The organism is Methylomicrobium sp. Wu6 (genome assembly GCF_035916875.1).
GTDB lineage: Bacteria > Pseudomonadota > Gammaproteobacteria > Methylococcales > Methylomonadaceae > Methylomicrobium.
On the sequence record NZ_JAXUHN010000066.1, the window covers coordinates 19,936 to 38,619 of the forward strand.

An 18,684-nucleotide genomic window follows, 5' to 3' on the forward strand; every position below is an offset into this window, starting at 1 on the left:
ACTTGCGGCACGCCATCCCGTTTCGCCCGTTCCAAGGCTTGCTCTTTAAACCGCGGCTATAGCGATTGCGCTTGTCGCGCCGATTTTACGCAAACCGGTTGCCGATCATGGACATGCGTAAAAGAGGGTAAAGAACGCAATGAGCGCTTTTTACTTGAAGCGCTGAAAAGCCTTCCACAACGCCAAGTCATAAGCAATTTTCAATACCCCGCAAGCCACCAGCGGCGCAGCCAAGCAGCCGGCGGCGAACAGCGCCCCGCCCAGCGACGGGCTGACCGCCGAGGCGAGGCTGCGGGGCACGGCGGTAAAACTGGCGGCGGCCGTTCTTTCCTCGGGCGTCACGACGGACATCACGAAGGCGCCCCGCGCCGGAACGTCCATCTGCGATAGCAGTGCGCGTAGCAACAACAGTCCAAGCGCCGTTTCGAGGCCAGGGGCGAACGCCGCCCCGATCAGACACAGATTGGCCGGGATATGCGTGAACACCATCGTGTTCAGCAAGCCAATCCGTTTGGCCAACAGTGGCGCAACCAGCTGGGACGTGGCGGTCAGCAGGCCGGCCCAGAAGAAAAACGTGCCGGCGGTGGTCAGCGATAAGCCGAAACGCTGGAAAAGCCAGAGGGCAAGCAGCGAGTTGACCACCAAGCCGCCGGCAAAAGCATCGACCGAGAAGAGCGTGGCCAGTTTCAGCACCACGCCGCGCGAAGCAGCCAGCGGTTTCGGTGGCTGCGGGTCTTCCACATGGGACTCGGGCAATCGGAGGTAGAGCAGCCACACCGAGAACCCCACGAGCCCGTATAAGATGAACATCACCCGGATGGCCTCGATCCGACTCACGCCGAAAAGCGGGACCAGATGATCCGGCAACGCTACAGCTAATGCCCCCACGGCCGCGAACAAGGCGCCCAGCAGGCTATAACGGGCGAACAGCGCGGTGCGCGTCGTGCCTTGAGCCGCCTCCGCCAGACGGGCGTGTTCCAAAGGCAGAAACAGACTCACATCGCCGGAACTCGGATTGAGGGTGCCGATGAAAGCGATCAGGAGCAGCGGCCAAAAAGCCGATCCTGTAGAGAAGGCGAAGCCGGTGAAGGTCATCAGCAGCGCCGCGCCGAGCAGCAGACGGCGAGAAGGGAAGCGGTGGCCCCACGCACCGACCGCCAAGGTCGTCAGGGCAGAACCCAGCAAGGTTGCCGTTGCCAAAACACCCACTTCCCAGGTTTGAAAGCCCAGTGCCAGCAAATAGACAGGCAGCAGTACCGCTACATAACCGTCCGCGAACGCGCGTAATGACCGCCCGATCAGGAGGGGCAGCACCGTCCGGTTTATGCCGTCGGGCAGAAGCCATTGGCTGATCACAAACTCGGCGGGAAGCGCGCTGCCTCCGCTAAAGGCGCGCCACGGCACCAGGCATACAGCGCATCATAGACGACCATACCCTGTTTGAGCATCGCATGGTCGTCGGTGAAATTCAGGGACAGGCCTAGCGAGATCGCCACTAGCCCGGCCGCCTCCTGCGCCAACTCCGGCTGCTTGCAGTCGGCAGCGCGCACGATCACCGCCAGCCGGGCCAGGACGGGATCGTGGAGCGCGTATTTCGCGAGGACGGCATCGAAACTGCAATGGTCGCCGTGATGGCCCAACTCGACATCCGGAATGTCATAGGGCGTAGCGCCGGTTTCGGCCGCCACCCGAAGGACTTCGCCGGCCGGCACATAGAGAAACTCGGGTTCCGGATCGATAAACCGGGCGATCAGCCAAGGACAAGCAATGCGGTCAATCTTCGGGCGTTCACGGGTAACCCATTTCATGTTGCTTCCTTAGGATTTGGCTTGCGTATCAAGGGCGGATTTAATGCCTTGCGCCAATTCCTTGACGGATCCGGTTCCCCAATAATGCAGGAAAAAGATTTTTGGCGATTCGCCGATCATGTGGTTATGAATCGCGGTGATCGAGATGCCCGCGCCGCGCAAGGCCTTCAGCACGCCTTGCACTTCGCTTTCCAGCATCGCAAAATCCCCGTCCACAATCGCTTTTTGATCGCTGCCGGCAAAGGCGGCCCAAGTATTGACACCCATGGCCTTGCCGGCCTCGTGCTCATGCATCTTGGTCGAACGGCCGATCGTCACTTTATAGACTTCGCCGGTCTTTTCGACAGGGGCGCCGATAATCGCTTCAATCACTTTCGGATCGAGTGAAGTCTTGGTGATCGAAAAGGACTTGTGCGCTGCGTGCGCCTTGCCGCTGGTTTTCTTTAATTCCTCGAAAATCTTGCCGACGCCTGCCGCCATTTTTTCCGTGTCACCAAGGCTGCCAATATGCATGAACATGACTTTAGGTGAATCCCAAAGGAAATGATTGTGTAGAGCGGTGACCTCAATGCCGTTATCCAGCGCTGTGCTCAGCACCGGATTGACCTGATCCTCCAGCAAGACCAGATCGCCCATCACCATGACCTGATTGCCGGCCGGTTGAAAAGCCGCCCACGAAGTAAATCCCATGGGCGGGGTCATTTTGACGCCAGCCACGGTGACCTTGAGATCGCTTCGCGGCGTGCTGACCTTAAAAACCTGCTCGGCCGTATCCAGCTTGCCTTTGATGCCGGTCAGTTGCTCTATTTTGGCAGTATCCAGTTCCGCACGGCTGGATTCTGCCTGAGCTGAGCTTGGCCTGAGGGTTAAGGCAAGACATAACAAAGCAAAAACTTGAGAGTAACGCATCGTCTTCATAGCAAAACTCCTACCTGGGCCAACCAGGGTTTGATTAAAGTGACCAGAAATCCTAGGGTGCCACAGGCGGCGATCACCGGAATCACGCCGGCCTTGAAGCGCAACAGGGCCAACAGAGCAGAAACACTGATCAATACCGCCAGACCATCGAAATGGCCGGCGAAGCCTTGCGGCCAGAACACGTGGTAAGCGAAGAAGACTGCAAGATTCAGAATGACGCCGACGACGGCGGCGGTAATGCCGGTCAACGGCGCGGTGAACTTCAGATTGCCGTGGGTGGATTCGACCAGGGGGCCGCCGGCCAAAATGAACAGAAAGCTCGGCAGGAAGGTGAAATAGGTGACGATGAAAGCGCCTGTGGCTCCCGCGAGAAATAACTGATCCGGACCAAACAGCGCTTTTGTCCAGCCGGCGACAAAGCCGACGAAGGTCACGACCATGATCAGCGGTCCCGGCGTGGTTTCACCCAACGCCAGGCCGTCGATCATTTGTTCGGGAGTCAGCCACTGTAAATGCTCGACCGCCCCTTGATAGACATAAGGCAGCACCGCATAAGCGCCGCCGAACGTTAAGAGGGCCGCCTTGGTGAAAAACCAGCCCATTTGCGTCAAGGTCCCGTTCCAGCCGTAGCGCGCGCACAACACGCCGATAATGCCGGCCCAAAGCACGAGGCCGACTAGCAAGAGGATCAATAACCGTGTCCAGCGAAATCTGGCATGCGCCGGCGTCGGGGTATCGTCATCAATCAACGCAGGGCCGTAGTGGGCCTTGGCGGCACCGTGTCCGCCGCCGATCGCAAAATATTGCGGCACCCATTTTCCACCCAGCGCGCCAAGAAGCGCCGCCACCAGTACGATCAAAGGAAAAGGCGCATGAAAAGCAAAAATCGCCAGAAACGCTAACGCCGCCAGGGTCCACAGCAGCGCATTTTTCAGCGCCCGTGAACCGATCCGGTAAGCCGCGAACAAGACGATCGCGGTCACCGCCGGTTTGATCCCATACAGCACAGCCGCAACGGCGGGCACATGCCCGAAAGCGAGATAAATCCAACTGAGGCCGATCAGGACGAATACCGAAGGCAAAATGAACAAGCCGCCGGCGATGATCCCGCCCCAGGTCCGATGCATCAGCCAGCCGATATAGGTGGCGAGTTGCTGCGCCTCGGGGCCGGGCAACAGCATGCAGTAATTGAGCGCATGCAAATAGCGCCGCTCCGAGATCCAGCGCTTGTTCTCGACCAAGTCCTGGTGCATGATCGCAATCTGGCCGGCCGGACCGCCAAAGCTGATGAAGCCGAGCTTTAGCCAATACCAGAAGGCTTGACTTAAAGAGACAGGCGACGGGGTGTAAGACGACGCTTCCGCTGATTGAGAGGTTAACTTGAGATGGCTCATGAGTCGTTTCCTGAAAAGGCTTGATAAAAGGCGTCGAACACTTTTTCGGCTTCGGCGAGCAAGGCATCGTCATCGGGCCACTGTTGCCGCATGCCGCTGATCAGCGTTCCCAGTCCCACTGCCTCGGGCACGGGGATCCCGCCGACATCGAGGTAATGTACCAGTCCTGCGAGACGGTTTAACGCGGCATCCTGGGCCAGTCCGAAGCTGGACTGGAATACTTCGAAGGTGACTTTCGCGCCGACATGCGTGAACGCGGCCCCGTCGAAATCAAAACCGAGAGCCTGTTCGGGGCAATCAGAGGGGGTTGCCAGCCACAAAAAGCTGGCGTTGGGGTCGATGAAGCGGCGGATCAGCCAGGCGCTGGCGAGGCGGTCGACCCAGGGCCGCTGCCGGGTTGCCCATTGTCGGTTTTGGTAATCCTTAACCTGCAAACGTAGGATGCGGCGCTGCACGGCATGCGGCTCGTCCGGCGACAACACCGCGCTTGCCGCGTGTTCCAGGTCTTCCATAGCCATCAACGCCTGTTCCCGCGCCGCGTTCGGAAAATAGTCCAGGCTGGCGATGGCATCGAACTCCTTGCGCAGCCGCGTGATCTGACGCTGAAGCCGGGCAGGATCTTCCGCGTTAAGCTCACTTGCAGCGACGTTTTGAATTGTCTGGATCAGCTTCGCATAATCCGGCGACCGGTCGAACAACTCGGTAAAGGCTGTTTGCTGCCCTGCATTTTCACTGTCGAGAACCAACACATGGGCGCTACCGCCGCCGCCTTTGACATCGTCCATTTGTTCCTGCAGAAGTTGCCGAAAGCCCGGCCGGTTGGGCAAAAGATAAGCGCCGTCACGCAGGACTCCGCAGCCGAGTGCCTTGAGCGCTCGCCACACGCGCATGCGCCCGGCGGCATTCGCGGTCGGCAGGCTCACAATCAGGATTAGCCATGAGTTAGGCATTGTGTTCATATATTACTAATTTGTTTACTATTCTACTTAGTAGTCGTATATAAATGTCAAGGCTTTGTTGCATAAATCAAAAGCCAGATAAATTTCCCCTTACCCCAAATTTGAGGCGGATGTAGGGTATGGCAATCGTCACCGCTGTACCCAGTTGGGTAAAACCGATTTAAAAGTGCAGCGCGAATCTGCAGCTCGGCTACTTGGCTGTTAAAGCGACGAGCCATGACACGCTCACCCAGCCGTTTGAAGCAACGCATTTTTGTTTCCACCAGACCGCGGCGATGATAACCGCTCCATTTTTTCCAAACGGCTCGCACCAACCGTTGAGTGGAGCGCAATGTTTTATTTCGGACTATGGCGCCTGCCGTATTTTCTTTTCAGGGTTTGCCGTTCTTGCGCACGGGAATGATGGCATCAGCACCATGCTCCGCAATGGCTTTGTGGCCACCTTTAGTATCGTAGGCGCCATCTCCACTGACGGATGCAATCATTTCATCGGCAGGTATCTGAGCGAGTAAATCGGGCATTACCTGGGCATCCCCAACACCGTTAGAAGTCACTTCAATTGCCCGAATTTCCAGGGTTTCGGCACTTGTGACCTTTAGGCTATCACTTCCCAAGTGAACCTTGCGCCATTGTCGGCGATACTCGGCCCCATGCTTCTTAGTCTTCCATTCGCCTTCGCCCAACATTTTCACGCCCGTGCTATCGACCAACAAATGCAAGCCATTGGGATTGGCGCGATAGGAAATATACACCTGCAGATGCTGCTGACGACGGCAAAGCCTCGTGTAATCCGGCGCCGGCCATCAAGGCTGGACAGCTTCAATAAACTGGCGACCATGCCGGTAGCTTGCCGTAACGCCATTCCGAATAGGTTCTTGACCATCAGGCAAAACTGGATGGCTGCATCGGAAAACGTTTCGGATCGACCGCGTTTGCCATTGGCGGGCGCGAACCAATCCATTTTCTTATCGATCCAGAGCAACAAAGAGCCTCGTCGCTTGAGCGCTTGGCTGTAGTCGCTCCAAGTTAGTGGTTCGGTATTTTGATGTTTGTGGCTTGGGCATTCGCGGTCTGTGCCAGTGGATGTCCTGACTCAAAATGGGTGCGAGCGGATTTATGCAACAAAGCCTTGTCGAGTGTCAAAGTAGTGATCATTTTTTCATAAATAAATTTCTAACACCCAAAGTTAGATCACCGACAAGCTTGTCAATAATAATTTTGGAGACTAGAATCAAAGAAAATAATAAACAAGGAGGTTTTCATGACGCCAACTAGTCATCCCATCATTCCCATCAAACAGTACCGCTTTTATTTTGAGTCATCCGGTCGTTTTCGTTTACCAGAATATCCCGGTTCAGCCTGGCGCGGCGCATTTGGACATGCGCTCAAAAGGACTGTGTGCGTGGTAAGAAACACGCCTTGCAACCAATGCCTTTTAAAAAACGTTTGTGCTTACAGTTACATTTTTGAAACGCCGCCGCCAGCCGGCGCTGAAAAAATGCGCAAATATACGGCAACGCAGCATCCCTTTGTGTTGCGCTTTCCGGATAACGCATCTCACGAGGTGCCTTACAGGCTAGACGTCACACTATTCGGACACGGTCAACGCTTCTTTCCCTACGTCGTTCATGCTTTACAAACCGCGGGACAGGACGGAATAGGCGGTCATCGCCAAGTTTTTGCATTGCTGAGAATCGACGATGTCGATCTCCAAGGAAACGTCCAAACCATTTATCAAAATGGCGAACTGCAACCACAACGGCAGGCCATCTCCCCAACCTCACCCCTAATGCCGGCGCAAATCGAACTAACTTTTCATTCGCCGCTACGCATCAAGCAGGACCAAAAAAACCTGTCAACCAGCGACTTCAACTTCGGCGCACTTTTCAGCACCCTGCTCAGACGCATCTCGATGATCAGTTATTTTCACACCGATACGCCGCTGGAAACAGATTTCGCCGGACTCACAGCAAGAGCCAGAACCGTGCAATTCGCCAGTCAACAGCTCAAATGGTATGACTGGACGCGCTATTCCTCCCGGCAACAAGCGGAAATGAACATGGGTGGCATGGTAGGCAGTGTTGTTTTGGATACACTCAACCTGGAGGATTTTTGGCCCTATCTATGGTTAGGGCAATGGACACATGTCGGCAAAGCCACCAGTATGGGCATGGGCGCCTATTCCATCCGCACGACAAGCTTGTCAGACATGCGATAAGCCAGCGGCGCGGAGATAATACAGGGATGAATATCAAAATCTTACTCGCAGTCGCCGGACTAACCCCGCAAGTCGTTACCGAAACCTTATATGCCATGCACCGGCAAGGTGATACGTTGCCGACCGCCATTCATATTCTGACCACGGCGGAAGGCTATCAACGCGCCAGGCTGACCCTAATCAACGACGGCTGGTTGACTCGCTTTTACAAAGATTACCGATTGCCTCAGCCGGCTTTTTCCGAACACTCTATCCATGTTCTGCAAAAAGCCGATGGCGAACCGCTGAACGACATTCGCAGTCAGTCCGATAACCAGGCCATGGCCGATGGCATCACCGAATGGATCCGAACCTTTACCGCCGAACCGGAAACGGCCCTGCATGTCTCGATTGCCGGCGGCCGCAAGACCATGGGCTTTTATGCGGGCTATGCCTTGTCCCTGTATGGGCGCCAACAGGACAGGCTCAGTCATGTACTGGTTTCGGCAGACTACGAATCGCACCCGCAGTTTTACTATCCCACCCCGTATTCGCAAGTCATTTACGGCAATGATCACAGCCGCAAGCCGCTGGATACCCAGCATGCCGACGTCATTCTTGCCGACATTGCTTTCGTACGACTGCGGCATGGTTTGGATCAAGCGCTACTGCAGGGTAAAAGCAGCTTCAGTGAGTCCGTGCAAAATGCACAACACACTTTGGCTCCCGCCAACCTGACGATCGACTTATCCAACCGTCGCATCATCGCTCAAGGCCTGACGGTCAAACTAATCCCGGCTGATTTGGCGTTTTATCTCTGGTTAATCGAGAGGCAAACGGTCGGACAACCGGAGCCCACCTGTCCCAGCGATGGTGCGCCGGATGCCGACTACGCCAGCGAGTATCTTCATCACTATAAGGCCATCAATGGCGAACTGGGCGGCGCCGACCGCACGATCGTCAACCTGCGACAGGGCATGAGTAAAAACTTTTTCGAGCAACGCAAATCGCGTATCAACAAAGCCCTGAATCAAACCCTGAATCAGGCCGCGCGGCCTTATTTGATCGTGCCGGTCGGAAGCAGGCCGAGGACGAGGTATCGGGTGGCCCTCAGTAAAGAACAAATTCAAATTATTCATTCAACGGAAAATTGAGATGAAACAACAAGACCACACCGTTTTGGGCTGTTTGTTGCATGATGTCGGCAAATTTTTTGAACGTGCCGAACTATTGGACAAATATAGAAATGACCTGGAGAAACGCCAAAGCTATTGTCCAAAACACAAAGATGGCTACCACACTCATATTCATGTACTGAATACCTTGGCGTTTTGCGAATTGCTGGCAGAAAAGGTGCCGCAGTTACAGCCAGATGAACAGCAAACTGTAATTACAGCCGATCAGAATTGGTTGAATTTGGCTTCTTTTCATCATGCGCCATCAAGCAGGTCCGAAGCTTATTTGGAAAAAATTATCCAGGCCGCCGATCACTTTGCCAGCGCGGAGCGTGAGGAGGGTGGATTTTACGAACAAGGCATTCATAAAAAAACCAGACTCGAATCATTATTAGGCAGGATACAAATCGGTGAATCTGCGCGTCAGAATGACTATTTCTTACCGCTTAACTTTAGTGCCTTGTCTGCCGACCATATTTACCCGAAGCAAGCCGGTTTGTCGAAAATGGAAGAAAGATCCAACGATAAAGGCAAGGCGTGGTTGAGTCAAAACAGCTTGGTTCCAGACTATCAACAAATTGCCAACCGATTAATTGCTGAGTTAGGTGGCTTGCAAAGTTTCCAAGCGAATGTAGCCAAGGAAAAAATACTGAAATCGACAACCAGAAGCCTGCTGAGTCTGATGGAAAAGTACTTGAGCCAGGTGCCGGCCGCAACCAACGTCACTCATCCCGATATTTCCTTGTTCGATCATTTGAGGATCACCGCTGCAATTGGCGAGGGATTGTATTTGTATCATGAAGTGAATAGCGAAAGAAGTGGTTTTGATGACAAGGTCATACCCAAATGGCAACTGGTTTGCGGCGATTTTTCAGGGATTCAAAAATTCATTTACAAAATCACCAGTAAAGGCGCCGCTAAAGGTCTGCGAGGCCGTTCGTTCTTTATCCAGCTACTTTGCGACGCCGTTTCAGAGCAAATCATTCGCTCGGTGAGGTTGTATCCAACCGCCAGAATCTATTCATCTGGAGGCAAGTTTTATTTGCTGATACCGGCGCATTTGAAAGCTCAAGTACAAACCATCGCCGATATGGTCAATAAGGCTTTGCTCGATGAGTTTCAGGGCGAGGTGTTTTTAGGCTTGGGTTTTGCCGATATAAGCGGCGATGACTTCAAAGAAGGCAACATGGGTAGGCGCTGGCAGCAGGTAAACGAAGACTTGCATAAACAACGTCTACAACCCTTTAAAACCCAAGTTAGCGAAGATATCGATTGTTTTGCACAGCAGCGGCAACACGAATATGGGGCCTGCAAAATTTGCGGTCGGGATGATGCAAAGGCAGATATTAACGACAAACAGAATTGCAAACAATGCCAGAGCCTTGAACGCATTGGGCAGGAATTGGCGGATACTCGTTATTTGTTTTGGGTCTGGGGTGAAAATCGAAGAACCGTAAAAAATAAAATCCAAGGAGATTATTTCAGGATGCCGATGGTTGGCACGGATTGCGACTTGTACTTTTTAGAACAGGAGCCGGAATTCAGCGAACTAACCGACTTGTCGGAATCGCATTTGGAAATCCTAAACGATTGGACAGGATTAAAACCGAACCAACAAGGCTATTCGCAAGGCATTCGCTACGTCGGCAAATGGCAAAAGGATAAAGATAACGGCAACGGAGATTTCAAAGATTTTGCTGATAATTCCCAAGGTATCAGTCGCATGGGCGTATTGCGTATGGACGTGGACAATCTGGGCGAAATTTTCATTCGCGGCTTGAGCTTCGGCAAAAACGCGAAAGGTGAAAATACCAACATGGGCTCCTTGTCCCGTGTGGCTACGGTTTCCAGACAATTACATTTGTTTTTTGCCGGTTACTTGCACCGGATTCTCGAAGAATTTCCGCAAAGCCAGATCATTTATGCCGGTGGCGATGACGTGTTCATCATCGGCAGTTGGCATGAATTGCCGATCGTGGCGCAAAAAATTCGCACCGAATTCGGCCAATACTGCGCCAATAATCCTTGCTTTACCTTGTCCGGTGGCATTGCAACCGTGGGCGGCAGATACCCAATCTCGCGTGCTGCGGAGTTGGCAGGTGTAGCCGAGGAACAGGCAAAAACTCTGCAAAGTGAGTATCGAGGAGCTCATCAAAAGGATGCACTGTGTTTTCTGGAAACAGCGATTGGCTGGGAGAGTTTTACCGATGCCATTCATTTGCGCGATACCCTTATGGATATTGTCGACAAAACCAAAAGCCAGGCAATCATTGATCGCTTGCGGCAAGTCGTGATTGCTGTGGATGAGATCAAAGCCAGACAAAAGACCGGCAATATACAAGAACTGATTTATTGGGACAAATGGCGCTGGCGGCTGGTTTATAACCTGAATCGCATGACCAAGCGTTACCCCGAAGTGCAATCCCAACTGAAATATCTACAACAACAATTGATAAACCCGCAAAGTCTGGCGAACAAGCAACCGGTGATGGAATGGTTGCAATTGCCAGTACGGTGGGCGGAATTTTTAATGAGGAGTAAGACTAATGACTGAAGAAATAGAATCCTTTATTAAAAGGGACGATACAGCGAAGAGAATGGTGAAATTCGCCGAGGATTTGGCGAAGGAGATTGTTAGGGATGTGAGCACATCCCAAATCCGTAATGCCTATGGAACGGTAAAGAAACTGGAAATGCAAAGCGGTTTTAACGACAAGTCTCTGCGCGAATTGTTGTTGCTTAAGCCCAAGCTTGCATATGCAAGGGGACGATCTCAAAGGAAGGATACTTTCAAAAAGTTGGAAGACGCACTTGGCGCAGCCATCGACGCGGTAGATGTAAAGCAACCTGAAACATTCAAGCGGTTTTGTAACTTCTTCGAGGCCATTCTCGCTTACCACAAAGCCAACGGCGGTAAATAAATAATGGACGCAATCATGAGCGAACAAAACAACCCAAAACTCAACAGCAAAATTTTCATCGAAGGCACTATCAAAGCTTTGACCGGTTTGCACATTGGCGGTAATTCCATAGGTATGGCAATAGGTGGAGCGGATAAAGTCGTGGTCAGAAATCCGCTCACTAACGAACCATATATTCCCGGCTCGTCGCTGCGCGGCAAAATGCGCTCACTATTGGAAAGAGCCAGAGGCGATGAGAAACATAACCCCACGGAAGGGGGTTTTAGTTTAAAAGAGGGCAAACTGGAAGCATCAGCTGGTGTGAATTCCGAAAGCCTTCTTGGCAAATTGTTTGGTGTCTCCGCAGACAAAAATAACGGGCAACCAACCCGGTTGATGGTCCGTGACGCCCATTTGACTACAGCCAGCAAGAAACAACTGGAAAATGCCCCCAATACAGATATGCCGATGACTGAGGTCAAAACCGAAGTCAATATCGACCGTATTACGTCAGCGGCCAATCCACGTCAATTCGAACGGGTTCCTGCTGGTGCCGAATTTCATTTTGAACTGGTTCTGACTTTGCTGGAGGGGGACGACGAAAGCCAGTTTTTAAACCTGATTCGGGAAGGACTGGAGTTAGTACAGAACGATAGCTTGGGCGGTCATGGTTCACGTGGTTATGGAGAGGTAGAGTTTTCTATTGAAAAGCTTCAAGAACGTACCATGCAGCATTACAAAACGGGTGAAGCGGCTGCGGATGTTATAAATAAACACCAGGAGTTGTTTAAAAATTTGTTGCCTGAAATAGCATCCGTCGGAGCCTGATATGCAATGCTATCGGCTTAAATTTACAGCGCCGTTCCATGTCGATAGTCGCGGCAATGCCTTTTACGAAGAAAGCAGTAGTTTTATCCATTCCGACACCATGAGTGCGGCGATTCTGGCGACTTGGGCATTGGTTTGGCCAGAGCAAATAACGGAGCAAGCTCGGAAACCCTCGTTTCGATTGAGTTCGGCCTTCCCGTACTACCAAGATTGCTACTTCTTGCCGCGGGTACTGAGTAGTCAGGCAGTCAAATTGCCGGGCGAACGCTTGAGAGATGCTAAAAAACTCAAAAAAATCGAATGGTTGGATAGCAAATTATGGCTCGCTTCCCTTAATGATCCGAATTGGGCCGAACAGCTTGATTTGGAACATGGACTTTGCCAAGGCATCCTCGCCGGTCAATCCGCCAAAATGCCGAAACGGCTATGGCTGGAAGAGGAAAGGCCGCGTTTGGCGATGGACAGACAAGCCAATCAAGCTTCAGAGGGTCAAATTTTCAATTTCAGCCGAATTTGGTTTGATGAACAAGGCGGTTTGTACTTCCTCGCAGTGTTCGACGATAAGTCAAGCCAACAGCAATTTGAAATGATACTGAATGTGTTGGCGGATAGCGGTATTGGCGCCGACCGCAGCAACGGCAACGGTTGCTTTACATGGCAACCCGGCGAAATAAAAGGGCTGCAACTCGCTCAACATGAAAGGGCCATTGCCTTGTCGCTGGTTAATCCCGCCCCCAGCGATTGTCAAACCGGCTGGCTGGAAGATTCAGCTTACAAATTGGTTTCACGCGGCGGTTGGGTTGGCGGCAGCGGCTTCCGCAAGCAGCGCTTACGTATGTTTGCTGAAGGCAGCGTATTTCCCAAGCCATTACAAGGCCGCATGGTCGATGTTTCGGTCGATAAACTGCCGCAGAAGGTCTATCGGGATGGTCGTGGCTTTTTCGTTAAAGCGGGATAGGAGTGAAGATGAAAGGCATCAATCAGACGGTTAAATTAGGGTTGGAAATTTTAACCCCGACTCAATCAGGTTCCGGTGCGGAACTGTTCAAGGAACTGGATTTCATTGACCGTAGCGGCATGGCCTTTGTCGTCGATCAGCAAGCCAGTTTCAATGCCGTGGCTTCCGGTAATTTAGCATTGGATACTTTGCTGGCCGGCGGAGCGCGGCTCAGCGATTTGGTGCAAGCGGCGGGGCAGGATTATGGTTATCGCTTGCCATGGTTAGGTAATGTGGGTAGCCCTAAAACCCCGGAAAAAATCCGAGGACAATTGAAGAGCGCCATGAACTGCCCGTATTTGCCTGGCTCGGCGATTAAAGGAGCGATACGAACGGCATTGATTGCGGAGTGGTTGCGCACCATGCCGTCAAGTACTTTCGCACATTTGCTGCCGCAAAAAGATAAATTTGGCAAGTTTCCATCGAAACAATGGGCGGCTAAAAAACTAATGGACGAACTGACCGGCAAAGACGCCAAACAAGACATCTTTCGCTCGTTCAAAGTCAAAGATACTTTTTTTGATAACACAAATTTACGTCTTGCCGATATTCGCTGGCTTAACGAAAAACGCTGGCGCAGCATGAGTCAAAAGAAAAGCTTCGATAGCTGGCAACAGGCGGATGGCATATTTGCTGAAGTCTTACAGGCCAATGCCCTAGGAATGGTTACCTTGCAATGGGACGGCTTCTTACTCAGTAATGTAAATAAGTGGCAACAACCGGGAACGGTTTCCGGTATCGCACCAAAGAATTTTGATGATTTGAAACAACGCCTAAATCACCATGCAAAGTATCGTTTACAGCGCGAAATTGATTTCTATAAAGAACAAGGTAAACCCGCTCCTGAGCAAGAATGCCAGCGAATCTTAAATATGCTGGAAAAGGATCAACATGCCGCCTACCTACAGATGTCTTGGGGAAGTGGTTGGCGTGGTATGACAGGCGATTGGGCGTCTGAAGAACAAGTAAAAACATTCATAGAGATCTTTAAGCTGGGCCGAGAGGGTAAGCCATTTCCTAAAACCAGACGCCTAGCCGTTTCCGGCGAACCGAAACTACCATTAGGTTGGATAAGACTGCTTCCTTATGAGTTGGTCTCGGAAAAGCTGAACAACCAGCAAATCCAACAACAAGCGATCGCAGCACAGTCGGCATGGGTCAATCAAAAACTCGCGCAAATCGCTCAACAGAACCGCAGTTCAGAAAAAGAAGCTTTGCGCGGTAAAGCACTCGCTGAAGCATGGCAAGCCTTGCCTGATGGGGAGGAAAAGCAAACTGCATTAGCGGATATAAAGCGCCGCTGGCAAGCAGAAAATTGGTGGGAAGTTCCGAACGGAAAATCGGCAAAACAAGCTAAGTCGATATATCAACAGGGTTAAGTCATCGTGTTTGCTTACATCATCATAGGTCCGTCAACACATTAAGCAACGGCTCACCCCACTGATCCAGCCGGAACGTTAGCATCCTTAATAAAAGTATCCAAAGAAAGTAAATTTATGACCCAAATCCTCTTCTGCACCGTCGGCGGCAGTCATCAACCGATCGTCAGCGCGATCAACGACTTGCGACCCGATTTCGTCGTTTTCATTTGTACCGGCAAAGACCCCGCCACTGGCCGAGTTGGCTCGGTTAGTCAAATCGACGGCAAAGGCAATTGCATCAAAGCCCATTCCAGCGATGACAAACCCACGCTGCCCAGCATCCCCAACCAAACCGGCCTGGCTCCCGAGCAATATGAAGTCGTTTTAACCCTGTCCGACGACCTCGACCAGATATATCTGGATTGCAACCAAGCCATCGAACAAATCAGCCGGCGTTTTCCGAACGCCAAACTCGCTGCCGACTTTACCGGCGGCACCAAATCGATGAGCGCCGGCATGATCATGGCCGCATTGGAACGCCCGGACATCGATCTGCAATTGGTCACCGGCAGCCGCGCCGACCTGGTCAAAGTACAGGACGGATCGCAATTTACTGCCCGTGCCAACAGCGATCAAATCCGCTTCCAACGTCTAATTGCACCTTACAAGCAGGCCTGGAGCCGATACGCATACAGCGAAGCCGAAGCCGGTTTAAAATTGCTCAAGCCGCCCAGCAATCCCGACCTGCGCGGCCAATACACCCGTTTCCGCGAACTCAGCCGCGCCTTTGCGGAATGGGACAATTTCAACCATGCGCAAGCGCTCGCGATCATGCAGCCTTTCGCGCCCAGTATGCCGGCCGCGTTCAAAGCCTACATCGGCCTCGCCCTGCGCTTGAACGATAATAATCCCGGCAAACGCGAGGCCGCCCGCCTGTTCGATTTGTATCGCAACGCCGAACGCCGCGCCGCTCAAGGCCGCTTCGACGACGCCATCGCGCGCGTCTATCGTTTGATCGAATGGGCCGCGCAATGGCTGCTTGAGACGCACTGCGGCATCAAAACTGGCGACATCAAACCGGAACAACTGCCGGATAGCATGGCCTTAAAAACCAATCGCGATGATAAGATACAAGCCGGCTTGTTCGATGCCTGGCAACTGGTCAAACTTAAATCAAATGGACCCGCCGCCGCTTTTATTGCCGACCAGGAAGACACCTTGCTTAATCATCTCAAGGTGCGCAATGGTTCGATCTTGGCTCATGGCTTCGATCCGATCCAGTCAAACAATTGGCACCCTATCCATAGTTGGTTGCAACAACATTTCATCCCCATGTTGATCAACGAAGCAGCTCCGTTTGGCATCAAACAATTACCCGAACAGTTGCCTGTTCACTATCAGGCCTAGTCAACAGCTTGCCGAGTCCCTATGACCATCAACACCCACCTGATTCTGGTATCCGCCCAGCCGATTCCCAACATCACGCCCATCCTCGACGACAGCCTGCGTCCGCAAAAGGTCGTCATGCTGGTCAGTGCGGAAATGATTGATCGCAGCCAGGCTCTGGAAAGTATTTTCAAACCGCGCGGCATCCGTGTCGAACGCTGTCTGATCGACAATCCCTGGGATGCGGAGCACATTAGCGACAAAATACTCGATTTACTCGCGCTATATCCGGATGGCGACATTGCCCTCAATGCGACAGGAGGCACAAAACTGATGAGCATCGCCGCCTACGAGGCCTTTCGTAGTTGCCAGTTGCCGATATACTATATACATCCCGAACAAGACCAGTTACTTTGGTTATCGCCCAAGCAACCTGCGCAAGAATTAGCGGACCGACTGAAACTGAAAGATTACCTGATGGCCTATGGCGCTGAAAAAGTCGAGATTCCGGATTCCACCGGTGTCATCGAGCCCATTCGCCAGCTAACCCAACAAATCATTGCCGACATCGACCGCTACGCACCGGAACTGGGTAGCCTGAACTATTTGGCTTTAAATGCCGACAACCCCCGATTGAGTGTCGAAATCGACCAGGGACCGCAATCCAAGCCTCAACTATGGCAACTCTTGGAGCTGTTCGAGCAAGCAGGCCTATGCCGCATCAACGGACACACCTTAACATTTTTCGATGAACCGGCTCGCTTCACCGCCAATGGCGGATGGTTGGAGATGCACACCTATGCCGAATGCCTGAAACTGAAAAAAAACCTAGGCATACAGGATAATGCCTGTAACATCACCATCACTCGCCAACCAGCCGGCAAAGCCATCGTCAAAAACGAAATCGACATTGGCTTGATCAAAGCCAACCGCTTGCACATCATCGAATGTAAAACCAAAAGTTACAGGGATTTTGCACAGGGCGCGGACGTATTATATAAACTGGACAGTCTGCGCGACTTAATGGGCGGGCTGCAAGGCCGGGCAATGCTGGTAAGTTTTAAGGCGCTGGACAAGACCAGCCGGGCCCGCGCTAAGGAGTTAAGCATTACTCTCTGCTGCCAATCCGAACTGAAAAATTTACAGCAGCACCTGCAAAAATGGCTTGGCCAAAACAGTTAACTTTCAAAATATGAAAACAATTGGCAGGTATTTCTGTAACACACTGAAAATAAAAGGAGAAAATTATCGAGCTATTTAAATTGAAGACCTTATAAAGAAGGGATTAAGACCTCACTTTCTACATAACCTCCTAAATCCCCCTTTATTTAAATTGAAGACCTTATAAAGAAGGGATTAAGACCTTTTTCATAATTTAAACCTCAGATTAAAAATTCTTGATTTAAATTGAAGACCTTATAAAGAAGGGATTAAGACACGTTCTCCTTGCTTAGTTAATTAATCATTATTATTTAAATTGAAGACCTTATAAAGAAGGGATTAAGACAATTCGTATTATCAGCTAGAATGTTACCAATAATTTAAATTGAAGACCTTATAAAGAAGGGATTAAGACCTAGAATGTTACCAATAGTTTCTAAAGTACTCATTATTTAAATTGAAGACCTTATAAAGAAGGGATTAAGACGAGTAAGGTACGTTTGATATTATTCTTCATTCTGATTATTTAAATTGAAGACCTTATAAAGAAGGGATTAAGACCTAATCGGCCATTGTGCTTTCTTAAATCAATCTAAATTTAAATTGAAGACCTTATAAAGAAGGGATTAAGACCCAAATCAGTTTTACACTTTAGAATACATAGGTTTGATTTAAATTGAAGACCTTATAAAGAAGGGATTAAGACTCGATTTGTGGGCGCATCCATTTATCGTGGATTATTTAAATTGAAGACCTTATAAAGAAGGGATTAAGACAGCCATATTCATTGACCAGTTGTTCTTCTTTCATTATTTAAATTGAAGACCTTATAAAGAAGGGATTAAGACGCATCGATTTGGTCTAATCTTATTTCAAGTTGACGATTTAAATTGAAGACCTTATAAAGAAGGGATTAAGACGTTACTTTCTCCGGTAGTCAAAATGACATAATCATTTAAATTGAAGACCTTATAAAGAAGGGATTAAGACGCCATTGTGCCTGCAACATAAGTGATTGCCTATTTAAATTGAAGACCTTATAAAGAAGGGATTAAGACCGTGAAGTTGCTGAATTTGTTGTGGTGTGAGTGGACATTTAAATTGAAGACCTTATAAAGAAGGGATTAAGACTTTGTCAACACGGACATTTTGAATGTGAAACAAACATTTAAATTGAAGACCTTATAAAGAAGGGATTAAGACTCAAACTCCTCAGCGCATGTGAAACAGCTAACTGATTTAAATTGAAGACCTTATAAAGAAGGGATTAAGACTTTTTTAAGTGTGCATAGAGGGTAGTTTCTCGACTATTTAAATTGAAGACCTTATAAAGAAGGGATTAAGACTTCCGGTTTCGTGCCGAATTTGCCGTATAGCGAAATTTAAATTGAAGACCTTATAAAGAAGGGATTAAGACTCAGACTTTTTTTGTCTAGCAAGCATACGCCTTACATTTAAATTGAAGACCTTATAAAGAAGGGATTAAGACCCCTCAAACTCGTCAGCGTATATGAAATAGCTAACATTTAAATTGAAGACCTTATAAAGAAGGGATTAAGACTTTCCGCTGCAAAGCGACACGGCTCTAACTTTATTTAAA

At 50.6% G+C, this 18,684-nt stretch carries 14 protein-coding genes, 1 pseudogene and 1 CRISPR repeat array; of the genes and pseudogenes, 9 read left to right on the plus strand and 6 right to left on the minus strand.

Going from position 1 to position 18,684, the window contains the following annotated elements; genetic code table 11:
* Positions 1 to 150: 150 nt before the first annotated feature.
* From U2W12_RS07755 to U2W12_RS07780, 6 genes and pseudogenes are all read right to left on the minus strand, one after another.
* Complete coding sequence (locus U2W12_RS07755) at positions 151 to 1,356, minus strand: MFS transporter (RefSeq protein WP_326500101.1); 1,206 nt, start codon at positions 1,354 to 1,356, stop codon at positions 151 to 153.
* Positions 1,353 to 1,808 carry a chromate resistance protein ChrB domain-containing protein gene (locus tag U2W12_RS07760; protein ID WP_326500102.1) on the minus strand — a complete coding sequence of 152 codons (456 nt, stop codon included), beginning with the start codon at positions 1,806 to 1,808 and terminating at the stop codon, positions 1,353 to 1,355. The genes U2W12_RS07755 and U2W12_RS07760 overlap by 4 nt, the downstream gene beginning before the upstream one ends.
* 9 nt (positions 1,809 to 1,817) lie before the next feature.
* Positions 1,818 to 2,726 carry a DUF1259 domain-containing protein gene (locus U2W12_RS07765; protein ID WP_326500103.1) on the minus strand — a complete coding sequence of 303 codons (909 nt, stop codon included), beginning with the start codon at positions 2,724 to 2,726 and terminating at the stop codon, positions 1,818 to 1,820.
* Positions 2,723 to 4,120, minus strand: a complete 1,398-nt coding sequence (chrA, locus tag U2W12_RS07770) for a chromate efflux transporter (RefSeq protein ID WP_326500104.1) — start codon at positions 4,118 to 4,120, stop codon at positions 2,723 to 2,725. The genes U2W12_RS07765 and chrA overlap by 4 nt, the downstream gene beginning before the upstream one ends.
* On the minus strand, positions 4,117 to 5,070 hold the full coding sequence (locus U2W12_RS07775) for a chromate resistance protein ChrB domain-containing protein (RefSeq protein WP_326500105.1): 954 nt from the start codon (positions 5,068 to 5,070) through the stop codon (positions 4,117 to 4,119). Before U2W12_RS07775 ends, chrA begins: the two co-directional genes overlap by 4 nt.
* A gap of 76 nt (positions 5,071 to 5,146) precedes the next feature.
* Positions 5,147 to 6,143, minus strand: a pseudogene (locus U2W12_RS07780) (IS5 family transposase).
* A 197-nt stretch (positions 6,144 to 6,340) separates the two neighbouring features.
* Between U2W12_RS07780 and cas6 the strand changes: the two are divergent.
* The 9 genes from cas6 (at position 6,341) to U2W12_RS07825 (ending at position 17,105) form a co-directional block, all read left to right on the plus strand.
* The gene (gene cas6 / locus U2W12_RS07785) at positions 6,341 to 7,297 is read left to right on the plus strand and encodes a CRISPR system precrRNA processing endoribonuclease RAMP protein Cas6 (RefSeq protein ID WP_326500106.1); all 957 of its coding nucleotides are present in this window, start codon (positions 6,341 to 6,343) and stop codon (positions 7,295 to 7,297) included.
* 26 nt (positions 7,298 to 7,323) lie between these two features.
* The gene (gene csm6, locus U2W12_RS07790) at positions 7,324 to 8,430 is read left to right on the plus strand and encodes a CRISPR-associated ring nuclease Csm6 (protein WP_326500107.1); all 1,107 of its coding nucleotides are present in this window, start codon (positions 7,324 to 7,326) and stop codon (positions 8,428 to 8,430) included.
* A 1-nt stretch (position 8,431) separates the two neighbouring features.
* The gene (cas10, locus tag U2W12_RS07795) at positions 8,432 to 11,005 is read left to right on the plus strand and encodes a type III-A CRISPR-associated protein Cas10/Csm1 (RefSeq protein WP_326500108.1); all 2,574 of its coding nucleotides are present in this window, start codon (positions 8,432 to 8,434) and stop codon (positions 11,003 to 11,005) included.
* On the plus strand, positions 10,998 to 11,372 hold the full coding sequence (csm2, locus tag U2W12_RS07800; RefSeq protein ID WP_326500109.1) for a type III-A CRISPR-associated protein Csm2: 375 nt from the start codon (positions 10,998 to 11,000) through the stop codon (positions 11,370 to 11,372). Before cas10 ends, csm2 begins: the two co-directional genes overlap by 8 nt.
* Positions 11,373 to 11,387: 15 nt before the next feature.
* The gene (csm3, locus tag U2W12_RS07805) at positions 11,388 to 12,179 is read left to right on the plus strand and encodes a type III-A CRISPR-associated RAMP protein Csm3 (RefSeq protein ID WP_326500110.1); all 792 of its coding nucleotides are present in this window, start codon (positions 11,388 to 11,390) and stop codon (positions 12,177 to 12,179) included.
* A 1-nt stretch (position 12,180) separates the two neighbouring features.
* On the plus strand, positions 12,181 to 13,137 hold the full coding sequence (csm4, locus tag U2W12_RS07810; RefSeq protein WP_326500111.1) for a type III-A CRISPR-associated RAMP protein Csm4: 957 nt from the start codon (positions 12,181 to 12,183) through the stop codon (positions 13,135 to 13,137).
* Positions 13,138 to 13,145: 8 nt separating this feature from the next.
* Complete coding sequence (csm5, locus tag U2W12_RS07815; protein ID WP_326500112.1) at positions 13,146 to 14,555, plus strand: type III-A CRISPR-associated RAMP protein Csm5; 1,410 nt, start codon at positions 13,146 to 13,148, stop codon at positions 14,553 to 14,555.
* 117 nt (positions 14,556 to 14,672) lie between these two features.
* Complete coding sequence (locus U2W12_RS07820) at positions 14,673 to 15,944, plus strand: TIGR02710 family CRISPR-associated CARF protein (protein ID WP_326500113.1); 1,272 nt, start codon at positions 14,673 to 14,675, stop codon at positions 15,942 to 15,944.
* A 21-nt stretch (positions 15,945 to 15,965) separates the two neighbouring features.
* Positions 15,966 to 17,105 carry a DUF1887 family CARF protein gene (locus U2W12_RS07825; RefSeq protein WP_326500114.1) on the plus strand — a complete coding sequence of 380 codons (1,140 nt, stop codon included), beginning with the start codon at positions 15,966 to 15,968 and terminating at the stop codon, positions 17,103 to 17,105.
* Positions 17,106 to 17,177: 72 nt separating this feature from the next.
* Positions 17,178 to 18,645: direct repeats of the CRISPR family, unit length 37 nt; unit sequence ATTTAAATTGAAGACCTTATAAAGAAGGGATTAAGAC.
* The last annotated feature ends 39 nt before the right edge of the window (positions 18,646 to 18,684 follow it).

Excerpts from the sequence above, each read along its gene's own strand:
- csm6 (WP_326500107.1), top strand. The coding sequence starts at position 7,324 with ATGAATATCAAAATCTTACTCGCAGTCGCCGGACTAACCCCGCAAGTC.
- csm4 (WP_326500111.1), top strand. The coding sequence starts at position 12,181 with ATGCAATGCTATCGGCTTAAATTTACAGCGCCGTTCCATGTCGATAGT.
- cas10 (WP_326500108.1), top strand. The coding sequence starts at position 8,432 with ATGAAACAACAAGACCACACCGTTTTGGGCTGTTTGTTGCATGATGTC.
- csm2 (WP_326500109.1), top strand. The coding sequence starts at position 10,998 with ATGACTGAAGAAATAGAATCCTTTATTAAAAGGGACGATACAGCGAAG.
- csm3 (WP_326500110.1), top strand. The coding sequence starts at position 11,388 with ATGAGCGAACAAAACAACCCAAAACTCAACAGCAAAATTTTCATCGAA.
- U2W12_RS07825 (WP_326500114.1), top strand. The coding sequence starts at position 15,966 with ATGACCATCAACACCCACCTGATTCTGGTATCCGCCCAGCCGATTCCC.
- chrA (WP_326500104.1), bottom strand. The coding sequence starts at position 4,120 with ATGAGCCATCTCAAGTTAACCTCTCAATCAGCGGAAGCGTCGTCTTAC.
- U2W12_RS07765 (WP_326500103.1), bottom strand. The coding sequence starts at position 2,726 with ATGAAGACGATGCGTTACTCTCAAGTTTTTGCTTTGTTATGTCTTGCC.
- U2W12_RS07820 (WP_326500113.1), top strand. The coding sequence starts at position 14,673 with ATGACCCAAATCCTCTTCTGCACCGTCGGCGGCAGTCATCAACCGATC.
- U2W12_RS07775 (WP_326500105.1), bottom strand. The coding sequence starts at position 5,070 with ATGCCTAACTCATGGCTAATCCTGATTGTGAGCCTGCCGACCGCGAAT.
- csm5 (WP_326500112.1), top strand. The coding sequence starts at position 13,146 with ATGAAAGGCATCAATCAGACGGTTAAATTAGGGTTGGAAATTTTAACC.
- cas6 (WP_326500106.1), top strand. The coding sequence starts at position 6,341 with ATGACGCCAACTAGTCATCCCATCATTCCCATCAAACAGTACCGCTTT.
- U2W12_RS07760 (WP_326500102.1), bottom strand. The coding sequence starts at position 1,808 with ATGAAATGGGTTACCCGTGAACGCCCGAAGATTGACCGCATTGCTTGT.